The organism is Pseudomonas sp. Rh2 (genome assembly GCF_040762985.1).
Classification (GTDB): domain Bacteria; phylum Pseudomonadota; class Gammaproteobacteria; order Pseudomonadales; family Pseudomonadaceae; genus Aquipseudomonas; species Aquipseudomonas taiwanensis.
On the sequence record NZ_CP142890.1, the window covers coordinates 3,278,386 to 3,294,630 of the forward strand.

Annotated in this window: 13 protein-coding genes; 12 read left to right on the forward strand and 1 reads right to left on the reverse strand. The window is 62.7% G+C overall.

The genetic code is table 11. The features are described from left to right. Window positions 1-7: 7 nt before the first annotated feature. Window positions 8-550 carry an Rrf2 family transcriptional regulator gene (locus VXM67_RS14695; protein WP_367237113.1) on the reverse strand — a complete coding sequence of 181 codons (543 nt, stop codon included), beginning with the start codon at window positions 548-550 and terminating at the stop codon, window positions 8-10. Between the two features lie 278 nt (window positions 551-828). On the opposite strand from VXM67_RS14695, the gene VXM67_RS14700 reads away from it, so the two are divergent. The 12 genes from VXM67_RS14700 (at window position 829) to VXM67_RS14755 (ending at window position 16,222) form a co-directional block, all read left to right on the forward strand. Further along, the gene (locus tag VXM67_RS14700) at window positions 829-2,031 is read left to right on the forward strand and encodes an NAD(P)/FAD-dependent oxidoreductase (protein ID WP_367237114.1); all 1,203 of its coding nucleotides are present in this window, start codon (window positions 829-831) and stop codon (window positions 2,029-2,031) included. A 230-nt stretch (window positions 2,032-2,261) separates the two neighbouring features. Then, window positions 2,262-3,887 carry a methyl-accepting chemotaxis protein gene (locus VXM67_RS14705; protein ID WP_104881716.1) on the forward strand — a complete coding sequence of 542 codons (1,626 nt, stop codon included), beginning with the start codon at window positions 2,262-2,264 and terminating at the stop codon, window positions 3,885-3,887. Window positions 3,888-4,420: 533 nt separating this feature from the next. Beyond that, window positions 4,421-5,482 carry a 3-deoxy-7-phosphoheptulonate synthase gene (locus VXM67_RS14710; RefSeq protein WP_023380731.1) on the forward strand — a complete coding sequence of 354 codons (1,062 nt, stop codon included), beginning with the start codon at window positions 4,421-4,423 and terminating at the stop codon, window positions 5,480-5,482. Between the two features lie 78 nt (window positions 5,483-5,560). Further along, window positions 5,561-5,842 (forward strand): peptidylprolyl isomerase, encoded by a 282-nt coding sequence (locus VXM67_RS14715; RefSeq protein ID WP_023380733.1) that lies wholly within the window; start codon window positions 5,561-5,563, stop codon window positions 5,840-5,842. A 16-nt stretch (window positions 5,843-5,858) separates the two neighbouring features. Then, complete coding sequence (locus tag VXM67_RS14720) at window positions 5,859-7,703, forward strand: extracellular solute-binding protein (protein ID WP_367237710.1); 1,845 nt, start codon at window positions 5,859-5,861, stop codon at window positions 7,701-7,703. Beyond that, window positions 7,700-8,758: a microcin C ABC transporter permease YejB gene (locus VXM67_RS14725; RefSeq protein ID WP_023380737.1), complete on the forward strand. Its 1,059-nt coding sequence runs from the start codon at window positions 7,700-7,702 to the stop codon at window positions 8,756-8,758. The genes VXM67_RS14720 and VXM67_RS14725 overlap by 4 nt, the downstream gene beginning before the upstream one ends. After that, complete coding sequence (locus VXM67_RS14730) at window positions 8,758-9,774, forward strand: ABC transporter permease (protein ID WP_023380739.1); 1,017 nt, start codon at window positions 8,758-8,760, stop codon at window positions 9,772-9,774. The genes VXM67_RS14725 and VXM67_RS14730 overlap by 1 nt, the downstream gene beginning before the upstream one ends. 82 nt (window positions 9,775-9,856) lie before the next feature. Next, window positions 9,857-11,239 carry a sigma-54 interaction domain-containing protein gene (locus VXM67_RS14735; RefSeq protein ID WP_367237115.1) on the forward strand — a complete coding sequence of 461 codons (1,383 nt, stop codon included), beginning with the start codon at window positions 9,857-9,859 and terminating at the stop codon, window positions 11,237-11,239. Between the two features lie 255 nt (window positions 11,240-11,494). Next, window positions 11,495-12,886 carry a GntP family permease gene (locus tag VXM67_RS14740; protein ID WP_367237116.1) on the forward strand — a complete coding sequence of 464 codons (1,392 nt, stop codon included), beginning with the start codon at window positions 11,495-11,497 and terminating at the stop codon, window positions 12,884-12,886. A 10-nt stretch (window positions 12,887-12,896) separates the two neighbouring features. Continuing rightward, window positions 12,897-13,667, forward strand: coding sequence for a 3-hydroxybutyrate dehydrogenase (gene hbdH, locus VXM67_RS14745; RefSeq protein WP_023380744.1), 771 nt, complete (start codon window positions 12,897-12,899; stop codon window positions 13,665-13,667). A 58-nt stretch (window positions 13,668-13,725) separates the two neighbouring features. Further along, window positions 13,726-14,205, forward strand: coding sequence for a serine protease inhibitor ecotin (gene eco, locus VXM67_RS14750; protein WP_023380746.1), 480 nt, complete (start codon window positions 13,726-13,728; stop codon window positions 14,203-14,205). Between the two features lie 58 nt (window positions 14,206-14,263). Beyond that, window positions 14,264-16,222, forward strand: coding sequence for an acetoacetate--CoA ligase (locus VXM67_RS14755; protein WP_367237117.1), 1,959 nt, complete (start codon window positions 14,264-14,266; stop codon window positions 16,220-16,222). Window positions 16,223-16,245: the final 23 nt, after the last annotated feature.

The window sequence follows — 16,245 nt, forward strand, 5'->3', positions numbered from 1 at the left end:
ATGAAAGCTACACCTGCTTCACCGGTATCTCTAAGGCGCCGCCCTTTCCCTCGCGTCGCTCACTGATCCACGCGTTGACCTGCTGGCCAAACGCTGCCGGCGCTTTGCGCCCGAAACGCCGGGCAAGGTCAAGGATAGTTTGCTGGGCCAGCGCTTCCTCCATGCGTTTTTGTGCATTGAGCATCACCGCGTGGATCGCACAGGTGCCCTCGGTCGCCCATCCAGGAGGCGAGCCATCAAAGAGTGTGCAGCGCTCGCGAATTTCTCGGCAGTCGAAGATTTTCTTCGGGCCATCGATCGCCGTGACGATGTCGAGCACGGTGATTTCATCCGACGGCCGCGCCAGGCGGAAACCGCCACGCACCCCTTCGGTCGCCGCCACCAACCCCGCGCGCGCCAACTTGGTGAAAACCTTGGCCAGGTACTCCTGCGGCACGCCTTGCAACTCGGCCAGGTCGCGGACGCTGGACTCGCGCATCTCACCACGCTCGTCCACCAAGTACAACAAGCAGTGGATGCCGTATTCGACCCCAGCACTGTAGAGGGACATATCTATCTCCGACTAATCCTGTCGCAAATGTTACGCGCTAACCGTCGTAATAGCAAAGTAGTCGATCGCCGTTCGTCGTTCACAAACATGCCTAAACCGCTGTTACAACCCCGGGATAAATGGCTTTCTCTGCGATTGATCGTCATCTTGCCAGGCGCCGAAGAGAAAAAAAGCTTGCGGCCATCAACTACGATCAATACAGTCGTAGTTATTCGAACGACTCAGCTGACGTCATCGAATCCTTCCAGACCTCGTGAACGACCCCTGCGGAGCCCCTCATGAAATCCAACATCCTGATCATCGGTGCCGGCTTTGCCGGTGTTTGGAGCGCCCTGAGCGCCGCCCGCCTGCTGGACCAGGCTGGACGCGACGATGTGCGCATCAGCGTGCTTGCACCACAACCTGAGCTGCGCATTCGCCCGCGCTTTTACGAAGCGGATGTCCACAGCATGAAAGCGCCGCTGGGCGAGCTTTTCGAAGCCGTTGGCATTCACTTCATCCAAGGCAGCGCCGACACCATCGACGCCCAAGGCCGCAGCGTCAGCTACACCGACAATCACGGCCAGCTGCAACGGATCACCTATGACCGTCTGATTCTCGCCGCCGGCAGCCAAGTCGCGCGCCCCGCCGTGCCGGGCCTGGTCGAATACGCTTTCGATGTCGACCAGATGGAGTCGGCCATGCGTCTTGAACAGCATCTTGTAGCCCTCGCGTCGCGACCGGAGTCGCCAGCACGCAACACCGTGGTCGTGTGTGGCGGTGGTTTCACCGGCATCGAAACAGCAACTGAAATGCCAGCTCGCCTGCGGTCGGTGCTGGGCGAACAGGTTTCGTTACGGGTACTGGTCATCGACCGTGGTGCCACCGTGGGAGGGGCGCTTGGCGCAGGCATCACACCTTCGATCGTCGCGGCCTGCGAACAAGCGGGCGTGCAATGGCTGACCGGCAGCTCGGTAGTAGCAGTCGATGCCGGAGGCGTGACCCTCGACAACGGCGAATACGTCGCTAGCCATACGGTTATCTGGACAGTCGGCGTGAAGGCCAGCCCACTGACCGCGCAAATTGCCGGAGAGCGCGACAGCCTTGGACGTCTGCGGGTCGACGAGCACCTGAAAGTGATCGGCCAATCGCATATCTATGCCACCGGCGATACCGCTTGGGCGGCGGTGGACGATCTGGGCAACCACGCGCTGATGACCTGCCAGCATGCCATCCCCATGGGCCGCCACAGTGGTAACAACGCAGCGGCCGACCTGCTCGAGCTGCAACCGGTCGCCTACCGTCAACCCAAGTACGTCACCTGCCTGGACCTTGGTGAATGGGGCGCGGCATTCACCGAAGGCTGGGAACGTGAGCTCAAGCTGCAAGGCCTGGAGGGTAAGCATCTCAAACGCCAGATCAACTCGGTATGGATCTACCCGCCCGCTGCGGACCGTACCCAGGCCCTCGCAGCTGCCGACCCGTTGATTCCTGTCGTCTGACCGCCAGGGAACTGACAAGTCCGCCAACGAGGGCGGACGCGTCTTTTGCACAACGAAGTTGAATGGCTGTTCAGCAATGATGGCACCGTGGCATCATTCAAACAAAAAAGAAATGAGGGTGAGAAAAACACACTTAATTCGCAGCGCATCAAGAGCCTGGCGCCAGCCCCAGTGACCCGGCCTTGCGACCATGCTCTTGACGCCTGCACGACGACGTCAAGGAGCAATCAATGCAGCTAAGGAATATGAAGATCGGCATTCGCGCTGCCAGCGTGTTCGCCTTGTTGGGCATCCTGGTCCTGGCCATGGGCCTGATCGCGCTATTCGAAACCCGGCAAATGGACAAGGCCACGGATGAGATCCGCATGACGTGGATGCCTTCGGTGGTCGCATTGAGCGAGATCAGCAGCAATCTCGGTCGAGCCCGTGCCATCACCCTGCGCGCCGCACTGGACGACAACGACAGCGAACGCGCCCGCAACATCGAGCAGCTCAAAGGCATCAACGAGCAGTTGCAAAGCGGCCTCAAGGACTATGAGACAACCATCATCGACGCCGACGACCGCGCCCTGTTCGCTGCATTCACCACGGCTCACCAGCAGTACTACGAGGGCCAGGCCCTGGTGATCGAAGACCTCGCCGCCGGCCGTATCGCTCAAGCCAAGCAGCGTATCAGCGGCCCGCTGACCCAGCACGCCGATAGCATGATGAAGGCCATGAGTGCCCTCATCGCCTACAACGGCAAAGGCGCCGAAGACGCTTCGCAACGCAGCAGCGACATGGCGGACGAAGCCTTCCTGGCCATCACTGTTTCGCTGGTGGTCATCATGCTCGCCCTTGCCGCCATCGCCACCCTGCTCACGCGCAGCATCGTCGTGCCACTGGGCGAAGCCGTGAGCGTGGCCGAGCGCGTCGCTACCGGTGACCTGACCCAGCCGATCAAGGTGAGCGGCCGCGATGAGCCCGCCCTGCTGCTGGGCGCACTGAGCCGCATGCAGGAGAGCCTGCGCGACACCATTCGCAAGATCGCCGCGTCTTCCGACCAGCTGGCGTCGGCATCCGAAGAGCTGCACACCGTCACCGAAGACACCAGTCGCGGCCTGCACCAGCAGAGTGCGGAAATCGACCAGGCCGCCACTGCGGTCAACCAGATGACCGCCGCGGTGGAAGAAGTGGCCAACAATGCGGTGAGCACCGCCGATGCCTCCAAGGGCGCCGACCGCACCACTCGCGACGGCCGTGACCAGGTCAACCAGGCCCTGGAGTCGATCCAGCATCTGGTCCAGGACGTCTCCGGCACCTCACAGGAGATCGAACAGCTGGCCAGCAACGCCAACGAAATCAGCCGCGTGCTCGACGTGATCGGTGCCATCGCCGGTCAGACCAACCTGCTGGCCCTCAATGCCGCCATCGAGGCCGCACGCGCCGGTGAAGCGGGCCGAGGTTTCGCCGTAGTGGCTGACGAAGTCCGCGCCCTCGCCCACCGTACCCAGCAGTCCACCGCCGAGATCGAGCAGATGATCGTCGGTATTCAGTCTGGTACCGAACGGGCAGTGTCCGCCATGCACAGCAGCCAAGGCCGGGCCAACGGCACCCTGGAGGTGGCGCAATCAGCAGGTCAGGCGCTGGAAGTGATCGCCGAGGCAATCGCCTCGATCAACCAGCGCAACCTGGTGATCGCCAGCGCGTCCGAGCAGCAGGCGCAGGTGGCACGCGAAGTGGATCGCAACCTGGTGAACATCCGTGATCTGGCGATGCAGACCTCAGCGGGGGCCAACCAGACCAGCGCGGCAGCCCAGGACCTCTCGCGCCTGGCGGTTGACCTGAACGGCATGGTGGCGCAGTTCAAGGTGTGATCGGCTCAATAGTATTTATCCATTGAATACCGCGCGGCACCTGAAGTATGCTCGGGCTCATTCATTGGAGAGCAACATGCCGAAACACACCTGCAACCCCGCCAAACACACCGGTCGCACCGCGCGTCCCGTGCTGGCCGTTGCTGGCTGCGAGGCTGTCGCCAGCTTTTATTTTGGGTATTGGTTTAGCCACTAGGCGCCGCTGATACCCACACGGCGCCCACTTTCGAGGGGCCGCCGAATACGAGAATACTCAAACCCCCGGTCGGCTCCCCGACCGGGGGTTTTGCTTTTCAGGCCATCGACAACACCGATTCACACTGAGGACAGATTCATGAACTACGCCACTTACTGCTACGCAAATACCTATGCCTGGCGATTTAGCCAATCCCGTTCGGGCCAGCCTGCCGCCTCCGTACGGTCGATCTCCGGTGGCACTGCCGCACAAGAACCGAATTTGACGATCTGTCGAACACCTCGATAGGGCCGATCGAGCGGGCCAGCACCCGCCGTCCGCCCAGGGATACCACGCCATGCAAGCTTCCAACCTCGCCCTGCCCCTTTCCCAGCCTCAAGCTGCCAACACCACCGTCAGCAAGCGCCTGCCCAGCCCGCACTTGCTCAAGCAGCAGATGCCGCTGTCCCTCGAGCTCGCCCAACAAGTCCAGGCCCACCGCCAAGCGATCCGCGCCATTCTCGAAGGCCGCGACGAACGTCTTTTGGTAGTCGTCGGCCCGTGCTCGATCCACGACCCGCGCTCGGCCCTGGAATACGCCGACCGCCTCGCAGCCCTCAGCCGCGAAGTGAACGACCAGCTGTTGCTGGTGATGCGTGCCTACGTCGAAAAGCCACGCACCACCGTCGGCTGGAAAGGCCTGGCCTACGACCCGCACCTCGATGGCAGCGATGACATGCACTCGGGTATCGCCTTGTCCCGTGGCCTGATGCTCAACATGATCGAGCGCGGCCTGCCGATTGCCACCGAACTGCTGCAACCGATGGCCGCCAGCTACTTCGACGACCTGCTGGGCTGGGCCGCCATTGGCGCACGCACCACCGAGTCGCAGATTCACCGCGAGATGGTCAGCGGGCTCGAACTGCCAGTGGGCTTCAAGAATGGCACCGATGGCGGTGTCGGAATCGCCTGCGACGCCATGCGTAGCGCCGCCCATCCCCATCGCCACTTCGGCATGGATGCGCAGGGCTACCCGGCGATCATCGAAACCCTGGGCAATCCGGATACCCACCTGGTACTGCGCGGTGGCCACAAAGGCCCCAACTACGACGCACAGAGCATCGCCCAAGCCCGCCAGGGCCTGGCCAAAGCAGGGCTGGCAGCACGGATCATGGTCGATTGCAGTCATGCCAACAGCGGCAAAGACCCGGCTCGCCAACCGGCCGTGTTCGAGCAGGTGCTGAGCCAACGCCTGGCCGGTGATCGCTCGATCGTCGGCGTGATGCTCGAAGGGCATCTGTTCGACGGTTGCCAGGCACTGGACAAGGGCACGTTGAAGTACGGCGTGTCGATTACCGATGGTTGCCTGGGTTGGGCGTCGACCGAAACGCTGTTGCGTGACGCGGCAGCGCGCTTGTAGGAAACGTACAGCAAGCCTTGCGAGACATATCCCAGACAAGTGCGTTAGGCTTGCTTTTTTACCCAAGGAGTAGTTCCCATGGCACGTGCCACTGCCCGCCACATCCTGGTCAGCTCGGAAGAGAAATGCAACGAGCTCAAAGCCCAGATCGAAGCCGGTGCCGACTTCGCTGAAGTCGCCAAGGCCAATTCCACCTGTCCGTCCAGCCGTCAAGGCGGTGACCTGGGCTCGTTCGGTCCAGGCCAGATGGTTCGCGAATTCGATACCGTGGTGTTCAGCGCCCCGCTGAATGTTGTCCAAGGCCCGGTGAAGACCCAATTCGGTTACCACCTGCTGGAAGTGACCAGCCGCCAGGACTAAGTCACCGTTGCCGGTGATGTTCCCCAGGGGAGCAAGCGTGTGGGGACTCGCACTGTTGTGCCTGTCCCTCACAGCCAATGCAGCCCCCACCCACGCCCTCACCGTCTATGGTGAAGCCCCCCGTTATGGCCAGGCCTTCCGCCATTTCGACTACGTCAACCCCGATGCACCCAAAGGCGGTAGCATTCGCCGTTCGGCCATCGAAATCGGCCAGTTCGACCACATCCTGCCCTACATCGACAAAGGCATCGGTGTTTCCGAGGTCGACGGCTGGCTGTATGCGCCCCTGGCAGTGCGCTCGTTCGACGAACCCTACACCGTCTACGGGCTGATCGCCCGGCGCATGGAACGTGGGCCAGACGATGCCTGGCTGCGTTTGGAGATCGACCCGCGCGCCACCTTCGCCGATGGCAAGCCGGTGCGCGCCGAAGACGTACGGTTTACCTACCAGTTGCTGATGAGCAAGGGCAGCCTCAAGTTCCGCACCCAGTTCGCGGAAGTTACCAGCGTGACGGTGGAAAGCCCGCATCGGGTACGCTTCGATTTCAAGCAACCCCATGGCCGTACCCTGGCCTTGGACGTGGCCAGCCTTCCGGTACTGCCTGAGCACGACTGGCAGAACCGTGACTTTGCCAATGGCGCAGGCTTTGAAAAGCCCGTCGGTAGCGGCCCTTACCGAATCGGCCGGATCGACAACGGCCGCAGCATCACCTTCGAACGCAACCCCGGCTGGTGGGCCAAAGATTTGCCGGCCAGCCGTGGCCGCTACAATTTCGACCAGATCCGCATCGAGTACTTTGGCGACACCGAAGTGGCCCGCCAGGTGCTCAAGGGCGGCGGCTACGACTACAACCGCGAGTTCTCCGCAACGGCCTACACGCTAGGCTACAATGGCGCGCAGCTGGACGATGGTCGCTTGCAACGGGCCCATCTAGGCCCTGCCAAGCCGCAAACGGCCCAGGGCTTCGTGTTCAACCTGGACCGCCCGCAATTCAACGACCGCCGTGTGCGCCAGGCGCTGGCGATGCTCTGGGATTTCGAATGGAGCAACCGGCAGATGATGCGCCGCCTGTACATCCGCCAGCAGAGCATGTTCTCCAACACCCCCCTTGCTGCCCGTGCGCTGCCCGACGCCAGCGAACTGCAGGTGCTCGAACCGCTACGGGGCAAGGTCCCCGATGAAGTATTCAGCCAGGTGTATACGGCACCGGTGACCGACGGCTCTGGCATCATCCGAACTCAGCAGCTGCAGGCACTGGCCTTGTTGCAGCAGGCCGGCTGGCACCCCCAGGGTGACCAGCTAGTGAATGCGCAGGGCGAACCGCTGGCGTTCACCTTCTTGAACGGCCAGTCCGGGATGGAGCGGCTGCTACTGCCGTGGAAGCGCAACCTGGCGCAGATCGGCATCACGCTGAATATCCGCAACGTCGACTCGGCTCAGTACATCAACCGTCTGATGGCCCGAGACTACGACATGATCGTCACCGGCTACCCTGTCACCTTGTCGCCCGGTGCCGAACTGTACAATTACTTCGGCTCGGCAGCGGCCAACGACCCGGGGTCGAACAACCTGATGGTGCTCAAGGACCCGGCGGTGGACACCTTGATCGATGGCCTGGTCCGCGCCAGCACCCAGGCCGACATGCTGCGCCACGCCCATGCCCTGGACCGGGTGCTGCAATGGAACTACTACTGGATCCCCAACTACTATCCACCCGGCAGCTCCACCGTCTGGTGGAACCGTTTTGGCCTGCCCAAGGTCCAGGCTGCCTATGATGAAGGCCTGGACACCTGGTGGGAAATCAGCCCGACCGCACTGACCAATGCGCAGATGGCCGAGCGCCGGAAGATGTCGCCATGACTGCCTATATCCTGCGTCGCCTGTTGTTGATCGTGCCTACCCTGCTGGCCATCCTGCTGGTCAACTTCGTCATCGTCCAGGCTGCGCCGGGCGGTCCGGTCGAACAGGCGGTGGCCAGACTGCAGGGGCTGGGTGGCGGTGCGCCCGGGGCACGGGCCGAGGCCGTGCATGGCGAGTCTCGCGCTGGCCGTGGCCTGGACCCCAAGCTGCTCGAAGAGATCAAGCATCAATACGGCTTCGACAAGTCCGCCCCCGAGCGCCTCTGGTTGATGCTCGAACAGTATGCCCGGCTGGATTTCGGCCAGAGTTTCTTCCGCGGCGCCAAGGTGACCGACCTGATTCTGGAGAAACTGCCGGTGACCCTGTCCCTGGGTTTCTGGGCCACCCTGATCACTTATCTGGTGTCCATCCCGCTGGGGATCCGCAAGGCAGTGCGCCACGGTAGTCGCTTCGATGCCTGGAGCAGCGCGCTGATCGTGGTCGGCTATGCCCTGCCCTCGTTCCTGTTCGCCCTGTTGCTGATCGTACTCTTCGCAGGTGGCACCTCGCTCAACTGGTTCCCGGTGCGTGGGCTGGTCTCGGAGAATTTCGACCAACTCAGCCTACTGGGCAAGGTCGCCGACTATTTCTGGCACCTGATACTGCCTGTCGGATCGCTGGTGATCGGCGGTTTCGCCACGCTCACGCTGCTGACCAAGAACGCTTTCCTCGACGAGATTTCCCGCCAGTACGTGGTCACGGCGCGGGCCAAAGGCCTCAGTGAGCGCCGGGTCCTGTACGGGCATGTATTGCGCAACGCCATGCTGCTGGTCCTGGCCGGCCTGCCCCAGGCATTGATCACAGTGTTCTTCGCCGGTTCGCTGATGATCGAGGTGATTTTCTCCCTCGATGGCCTGGGCCGCCTGAGCTATGAGGCCGCGGTGTCGAGGGACTACCCGATCGTGTTCGGCACGCTGTTCATCTTCACCCTGGCGGGGTTGCTGATTCGCTTGATCGGCGACTTGTCCTACACCCTGCTCGACCCACGCATCGACTTCGACGCGAGGGTACGCTGATGCTTTCGCCTGTCTCCCGCCGCCGCCTGCAGCGTTTTCGCAACCACCGCCGCGGCTGGCTTTCCTTGTGGCTGTTCGCCGGATTGCTTGTGCTGAGCCTCGGCGCCGAGCTAGTGGCCAATGACAAACCCTTGCTGCTGGGCTACAAGGGCGAGTTGTACGCTCCAGCGTTCAAGCGCTACAGCGAGCAGCAGTTCGGCGGCCAATTGCCGTTTCAGCCTGACTATCGCAGTGCCTATGTGCGCCAACTGATCGAAAGCCAGGGTGGCTGGATGCTGTTCGCCCCAATTCCCTTCAGCGCCGACACGCCAAACTACGACCTGCAGGTGCCCACACCCAGCCCACCCAGTGCCAGCAACTGGCTGGGCACCGACGACCAGGGACGCGATGTACTGGCCAGGGTGCTTTATGGCACACGGGTGTCGCTGCTGTTCGCCTTCGCCCTTACCGTCGTCAGTGTGCTGATCGGGGTAATGGCCGGCGCCCTGCAGGGCTACCACGGCGGCTGGGTCGACCTGCTCGGGCAACGGTTGCTGGAGGTATGGTCAGGGTTGCCGGTGCTGTACCTGCTGATCATCCTCAGTGGTTTTGTCGAGCCTGACTTCTGGTGGCTGCTGGGGATCATGGCGCTGTTCTCATGGCTTAGCCTGGTCGATGTGGTGCGCGCCGAGTTCCTTCGTGGGCGTAACCTTGAGTACGTCAAGGCCGCCCGTGCCCTCGGGTTGCCCGATACCCAGGTGATGCTGCGGCATATCCTGCCCAACGCCATGAATGCCACCCTGACCTTCATCCCCTTCATGCTCACCGGGGCCATCACCACCCTGACCGCATTGGACTTCCTTGGCTTCGGCATGCCGGCAGGGAGCGCTTCGCTGGGCGAACTGGTGACCCAGGGCAAGCAACACCTAGAGGCACCGTGGTTGGGCTTTACCGCGTTCTTCGCCCTCGCGGTGATCCTGTCGCTACTGGTGTTCATTGGTGATGCCCTGCGCGAAGCTTTCGATCCTCGCCGCTAGCGCGGCGCGGACAAGGCAGCACAGTCTTCACCCAGGCCATACCTCACCGCATAATGCGTCTCCCCCTCAACAGGCCTCCTCCATGCACGACAGCGACAGCCTCAAGGACTATCCCCAGGTAAGGCAACTGGCGATCCGCTCGCTGTTCGAGATCATCGAGCAATCCAGCGAAGGCACGGTGATCGTCGACCGCCAGGCCCGCATCGTCTGGATGAACGAGCGCTATGCCCGGCGCTTTGGCCTGGCCGATGCCGCGAGCGCCATCGGCCAGCCGTGTGAGTCGGTGATCCCTGGCAGCCTGATGCGGGAGGTGGTCAGCAATGGCCGGCCAATCCTGCTGGACATGCTCGACACCCACAACGACCCATTGGTGGTCATGCGCTTGCCCATCCACGATGACCAGGGCGCGCTGATCGGGGCCATCGGCTTTGCCTTGTTTGACGAACTGCGCAGCCTGTCGCCACTCCTCAAACGCTACTCGAGCATGCAGCAGGAATTGGCGTCCACCCGCTCACAGCTAAGGGCACGTCAGGCCAAGTACAGCTTCGCCCAGTTCGTCGGCAGCAGCGCGGCCAGCCTCGAGGCCAAGCGCCGGGCGCGGCGTGGCGCGAGCAGCGATTCGCCCGTGCTGTTGCTGGGCGAGACCGGCACCGGCAAGGAGTTGCTGGCCCATGCGATTCATACCGCCTCGGCGCGCGCGCACAAGGCGTTCGTCAGCATCAACAGCGCGGCCATTCCAGAGACCTTGCTGGAGGCCGAATTCTTCGGCACCGCCCCAGGTGCCTTCACCGGCGCCGACCGAAAGGGCCGCAGCGGCAAGCTGCAACTGGCCGAGGGCGGCACGCTGTTCCTGGACGAGATCGGTGACATGCCGCTGGCCCTGCAGAGCAAGTTGCTGCGCGTGCTGCAGGAAAAGGAATACGAGCCTGTGGGTTCGAACCAGATGCTGCGCAGCGACGTGCGGATTATCGCCGCCACCTCCATCGACCTGCAGGCCGCCATGGACCGTGGAGCATTTCGCGCCGACCTGTATTACCGGTTGAACGTGCTGCCCATCGACGTGCCGCCATTGCGTGAGCGCCTGGAAGACTTGCCAGCGTTATGCGAAGCGATCCTGGCCGAGCTGGGCAGCCAGTACGAGTTGGAGCCCGAGGCATTGCAGCTATTGGCCCGGCACGCGTGGCCAGGAAATATCCGGGAGTTGCGCAATGTGTTGGAGCGGGCCACGTTGTTGGCCGACCAGCCGCGGCTGGGGCCTGCGGAAGTACGCTCGGCGCTGGGGCCATTTAGCCCGGTGGCGGCGGCTGTGACGCGGCAAACATACCGAGAGGCCTGTGAACAGTTCGAGCGCAAGTTGATTGGCGATGCCTTGCTGGAATGTTCGGGGAATGTGCCGCACGCCGCGAAGTTGTTGGGGCTGGGGCGCTCCACCTTATACAAGAAGATGGTGGCGCTTGGGCTTTAGTCTCATTTTTGAGATTCTTGTCTCTATATAGGGATACCACCCCAACCGCCGGCAATCCTTCGCCTACACGACACGTGTTAGGACCCGGCGTGCCGGCGAGGGACTGCAAAGCGGGCCCAACCGTCTCAAATCAGAGACAAATACGTCATAACCACCAAATTTATCTATGTAATTCAATCACTTATAAGGTTGGCACGATTCCCGCTATCCCCTGGTAACCGATAACAACAAGACCCACCCAGGAGATTCATCCCGATGACCGTGCTCATCGCACTGGCCGCCCTGGCCCTGCTGATGCTGGCCGCCTACCGCGGCTACAGCGTGATCCTGTTCGCCCCTATCGCCGCCCTCGGCGCGGTACTGCTCACTGACCCGGCCGCCGTGGCCCCCGCATTCACCGGGGTGTTCATGGAGAAAATGGTCGGCTTCATCAAACTCTACTTCCCGGTCTTCCTGCTAGGCGCGGTGTTCGGCAAGCTGATCGAACTGTCAGGCTTCTCTCGCTCCATCGTCGCGGCTGCCATCGGTCTGCTCGGCACCCGGCAAGCCATGCTGGTGATCGTACTTGTCTGCGCCTTGCTTACCTACGGGGGCGTGTCGCTGTTCGTGGTGGTGTTCGCGGTTTACCCGTTCGCCGCCGAAATGTTCCGCCAAAGCGACATCCCCAAGCGACTGATCCCGGCGACCATCGCCCTCGGTGCGTTCTCCTTTACCATGGACGCCCTGCCCGGCACGCCGCAGATCCAGAACATCATCCCCAGCACATTCTTCAATACCACCGCCTGGGCCGCACCCTGGCTGGGACTGATCGGCACCTTGTTCGTGTTCTGCGCAGGCATGCTCTACCTGCAACGCCAGCGCAACAAGGCCCAGCGCGCAGGCGAAGGCTATGGCAAGGACCTGCGCAACGAGCCGGAGACCGCCCCCGACCTGACCTTGCCCAACCCCTGGCTGGCCTTGTCGCCCCTGGTGCTGGTGGGGGTCATGAACCTGCTGTTCACCCATTCGATTCCACAGTGGTACGGCCCCAGCCACACCCTGCAACTGCCGGGCATGAGCGCGCCGGTCAACAGCGACGTGGCCAAGCTCACGGCCATCTGGGCAGTGCAGGCAGCCTTGCTGGTGGGTATCTTGATGGTACTGGTGTGTGCCTTTGGCGCCATTCGTGCACGCCTGGCGGAGGGCACCAAGAGCGCGGTCAGTGGTGCGCTGCTGGCGGCAATGAATACCGCCTCGGAGTACGGTTTCGGCGCAGTGATTGCGTCGCTGCCGGGATTCCTGGTACTGGCCGATGCCCTGCGCGCCATCCCCAACCCGCTGGTCAACGAAGCCATTACCGTCACGCTGCTGGCGGGCATCACCGGCTCGGCATCCGGTGGCATGAGCATCGCCCTGGCTGCCATGAGCGAAAGCTTCATCGCCGCTGCCAACGCCGCCAACATTCCGCTCGAAGTGCTCCACCGGGTGGCCGCCATGGCCAGCGGCGGCATGGATACCCTGCCGCACAACGGCGCGGTGATCACATTGCTGGCGGTGACGGGCCTGACCCATCGCGAGGCCTACAAAGACATTTTCGGCATTACATTGATCAAGACCCTGGCGGTATTCGTGGTCATCGCCACTTTCTACGCCACCGGCATCGTCTAAGGAGCTTTACATGACGCTCAACGGCAAGACTGCACTCGTCACCGGTTCCACCAGCGGCATTGGCCTGGGCATCGCCCAAGTGCTGGCGCGCGCGGGTGCCAACATCGTGCTCAATGGCTTCGGCGACCCGGCGCCAGCCCTGGCCGAGATCGCCCGCCACGGCGTGAAGGTAGCGCATCACCCGGCGGATCTGTCCGATGCGGCCCAGATCGAGGCGCTGTTCGCCCTCGCCAATCGCGAATTCGGCGGTGTCGATATCCTGGTCAACAATGCTGGTATTCAACATGTGGCGCCGGTGGAGCAGTTCCCGGTACAAGCCTGGGACAAGATCATCGCCCTCAACCTGTCGGCGGTGTTCCACGGAACCCGGCTGGCGCTGCCAGGCATGCGCGAACGCAACTGGGGGCGGATCATCAACATCGCCTCGGTGCATGGCTTGGTCGGCTCCAGCGGCAAGGCCGCGTATGTGGCGGCCAAGCATGGCGTGGTCGGGCTGACCAAAGTGGTCGGACTGGAAACCGCTACCGACAACGTCACCTGCAACGCCATCTGCCCTGGCTGGGTGCTGACGCCATTGGTGCAAAAGCAGATTGACGACCGTGCAGCCCATGGCGGCGATCCGCTGCAAGCCCAGCACGACCTGCTGGCCGAGAAACAACCTTCATTGGCCTTCGTCACTCCCGAGCATCTGGGTGAACTGGTATTGTTCCTCTGCAGCGAGGCCGCAAGCCAGGTCCGCGGCGCCGCCTGGAACGTCGATGGCGGCTGGCTGGCCCAATGACAGAGGGCGACCGGGGCCTGGCGGCGGCATTGCACCCGTTTGATTGCAAGGAGGCCCTATGCGCCCTACCCGTCTGTTCGCGATGTGTTCCCTGACCCTGGCCATGGCCGCCCCGGCGATGGCCGCCAAACTTGAAGATGTCGCACCCTACCCCAAGGCTGAAAAAGGCTTCACCCGGCAGGTGATCCACCTGCCGGCCCAGGCCGATGAATCGGCCCACACTCTGGAAATCCTGGCAGGCAAGACCTTGCAGGTGGACTGCAACCGCCAGCGCCTGGCCGGCAGCCTGGAAGAAAAAACACTGCAAGGCTGGGGTTATAGCTACTACCGTCTGGAGAAAGTCGGCGGCCCGGTCAGCACCCTGATGGCCTGCCCGGACGGCAAGAAGACCGAGGCCTTCGTGCCAGTGGTCGGTGAAGGCTTCATGGTCCGCTACAACAGCAAGCTGCCGGTGGTGGTGTATGTACCCGAAGGCGTCGAAGTGCGCTATCGCGTCTGGTCGGCATCGCAGGACGTACAAAAGGCTAAAGTGGAATAAGAGACCCTCTGTGGGGCTGCTTCGCGGCCCCACGCCCCAGATCCTGCGGAGGTTCGGCATGAACGATGTGCTCTGGCGCCCCTCCACGGCGCAGATCGAGGCCAGCCGGATGGATGCGTTCCGTCGCCGAGTCAACCTGCGCTACAACCTTGAACTCAACGACTACCCGGCGCTGCATCGCTGGAGTATCGAGCACCGCGCCGCCTTCTGGCAGACGCTGGCCGAGTACTTCCATGTGCGTTGGCATACCCCTGCCAGCCAGGTGCTCAGCGAAGGGCCACTGATGCCGGACGCCCGGTGGTTTGCCGGCGGGACCCTGAATTTCGCCGAGCACTTGCTGCACCGGCGCGATGATCGTCCGGCGCTGATCAGTGTGCGCGAGGATGGCCTGCGCGTGGTGCTGACCCATGCTCAACTGGCAAGCCATGTCGCCGGTCTGCAAAGGGCCTTCATCGCCGCCGGCATAGGCGTCGGCGATCGGGTAGCAGCGATCATGCCCAACACCTGGGAAACCCTGGTAGCGATGCTTGCCTGCACCAGCCTCGGGGCGGTGTGGTCCAGTTGTTCGCCGGAGTTTGGCTTGCACGGCATTATCGACCGCTTCGGGCAGATCGAGCCGAAGCTGCTGATCGCCTGTGCTGGTTATCACTACGCTGGCAAGACCCTCGACCTGGTGGACAAGATCAACCAGGTCTGCGCCCAGTTGCCAGGCCTCGAACAGTTGCTGATAGTGCCCTACACCCGCACCCAAACCCACGCCGATGCGTTCAGTGCACCGCAGGCAAGCCTGTGGGACGATTTCTACCGGGCCGGCGGTTCACCCAACTTCGTCCCGCTGCCGTTCGATCACCCGCTGTACATCCTCTACTCCAGCGGAACCACTGGAGTACCCAAGTGCATCGTTCATGGCGCCGGTGGCGTGCTGCTGCAGCACCTCAAGGAGCATGGCCTGCACAATGACCTGAAGGCCGACGATGTACTGTTCTACTACACCACCTGCGGCTGGATGATGTGGAACTGGCTGGCCAGCGGCCTGGCGGTCGGGGCCACCTTGCTGTTGTATGACGGCTCTCCCTTCCACCCCGGCCCCGAACGACTGCTCGACCTCATCGACGCCGAGGGCATCCGTGCCTTCGGCACCAGTGCCAAGTACCTGGCCGCACTGGAGCAGGAAGGCATCGAGCCGTGCAACAGCCATCGACTCGACAAGCTGCGACTGATCATGTCCACCGGCTCACCGTTGTCGCCGCACAGCTATGACTACGTCTACGGCAAGATCAAGGCGGACCTGTGCCTGGCGTCGATGTCGGGTGGCACCGACATCGTCTCGTGCTTCGTGCTCGGCAATCCGACCTTGCCGGTACGCCGCGGCGAAATCCAGTGCAAGGGCCTGGGTATGGCGGTCGAGGTGTGGGACGAACACGGCAGGCCGATAACAGGTGAGAAGGGCGAGCTGGTGTGCATCCATCACTTCCCCTGCATGCCGCTGGGTTTTTGGAACGACCCCGATGGCAGCCGCTATCACGACGCCTACTTCAGCCAGTTTCCGGGTGTCTGGGCGCAGGGCGATTATGCCGAGCAACTGACCAGCGGGGGCTTAGTGATCCACGGTCGTTCCGATGCGGTGCTCAACCCTGGAGGGGTGCGTATCGGCACGGCGGAGATCTACCGCCAGGTGGAAAAGGTCGAACAAGTGCTGGAAAGCGTTGCCATTGGCCAGGAGTGGCACGGCGATGTGCGTGTGGTGCTGTTCGTGCGCCTGCGCGACGGTCTGCTCCTGGATGACGATCTGCGCCAGCGTATCCGCCAGGTGATCCGCCAGTACACCACACCGCGTCATGTACCGGCGGTCATCGCGCAGGTCACCGACATTCCCCGCACCATCAGCGGCAAGCTGGTGGAATTGGCGATTCGCAACGTGGTGCATGGGCGGCCGGTGAAGAACACCGATGCCTTGGCCAACCCAGAGGCACTGGACCAGTTTCGCGACCGCACGGAGCTGCGCGATCAGGCATAATGTCGCCCTTTTTTGCCCCGAAG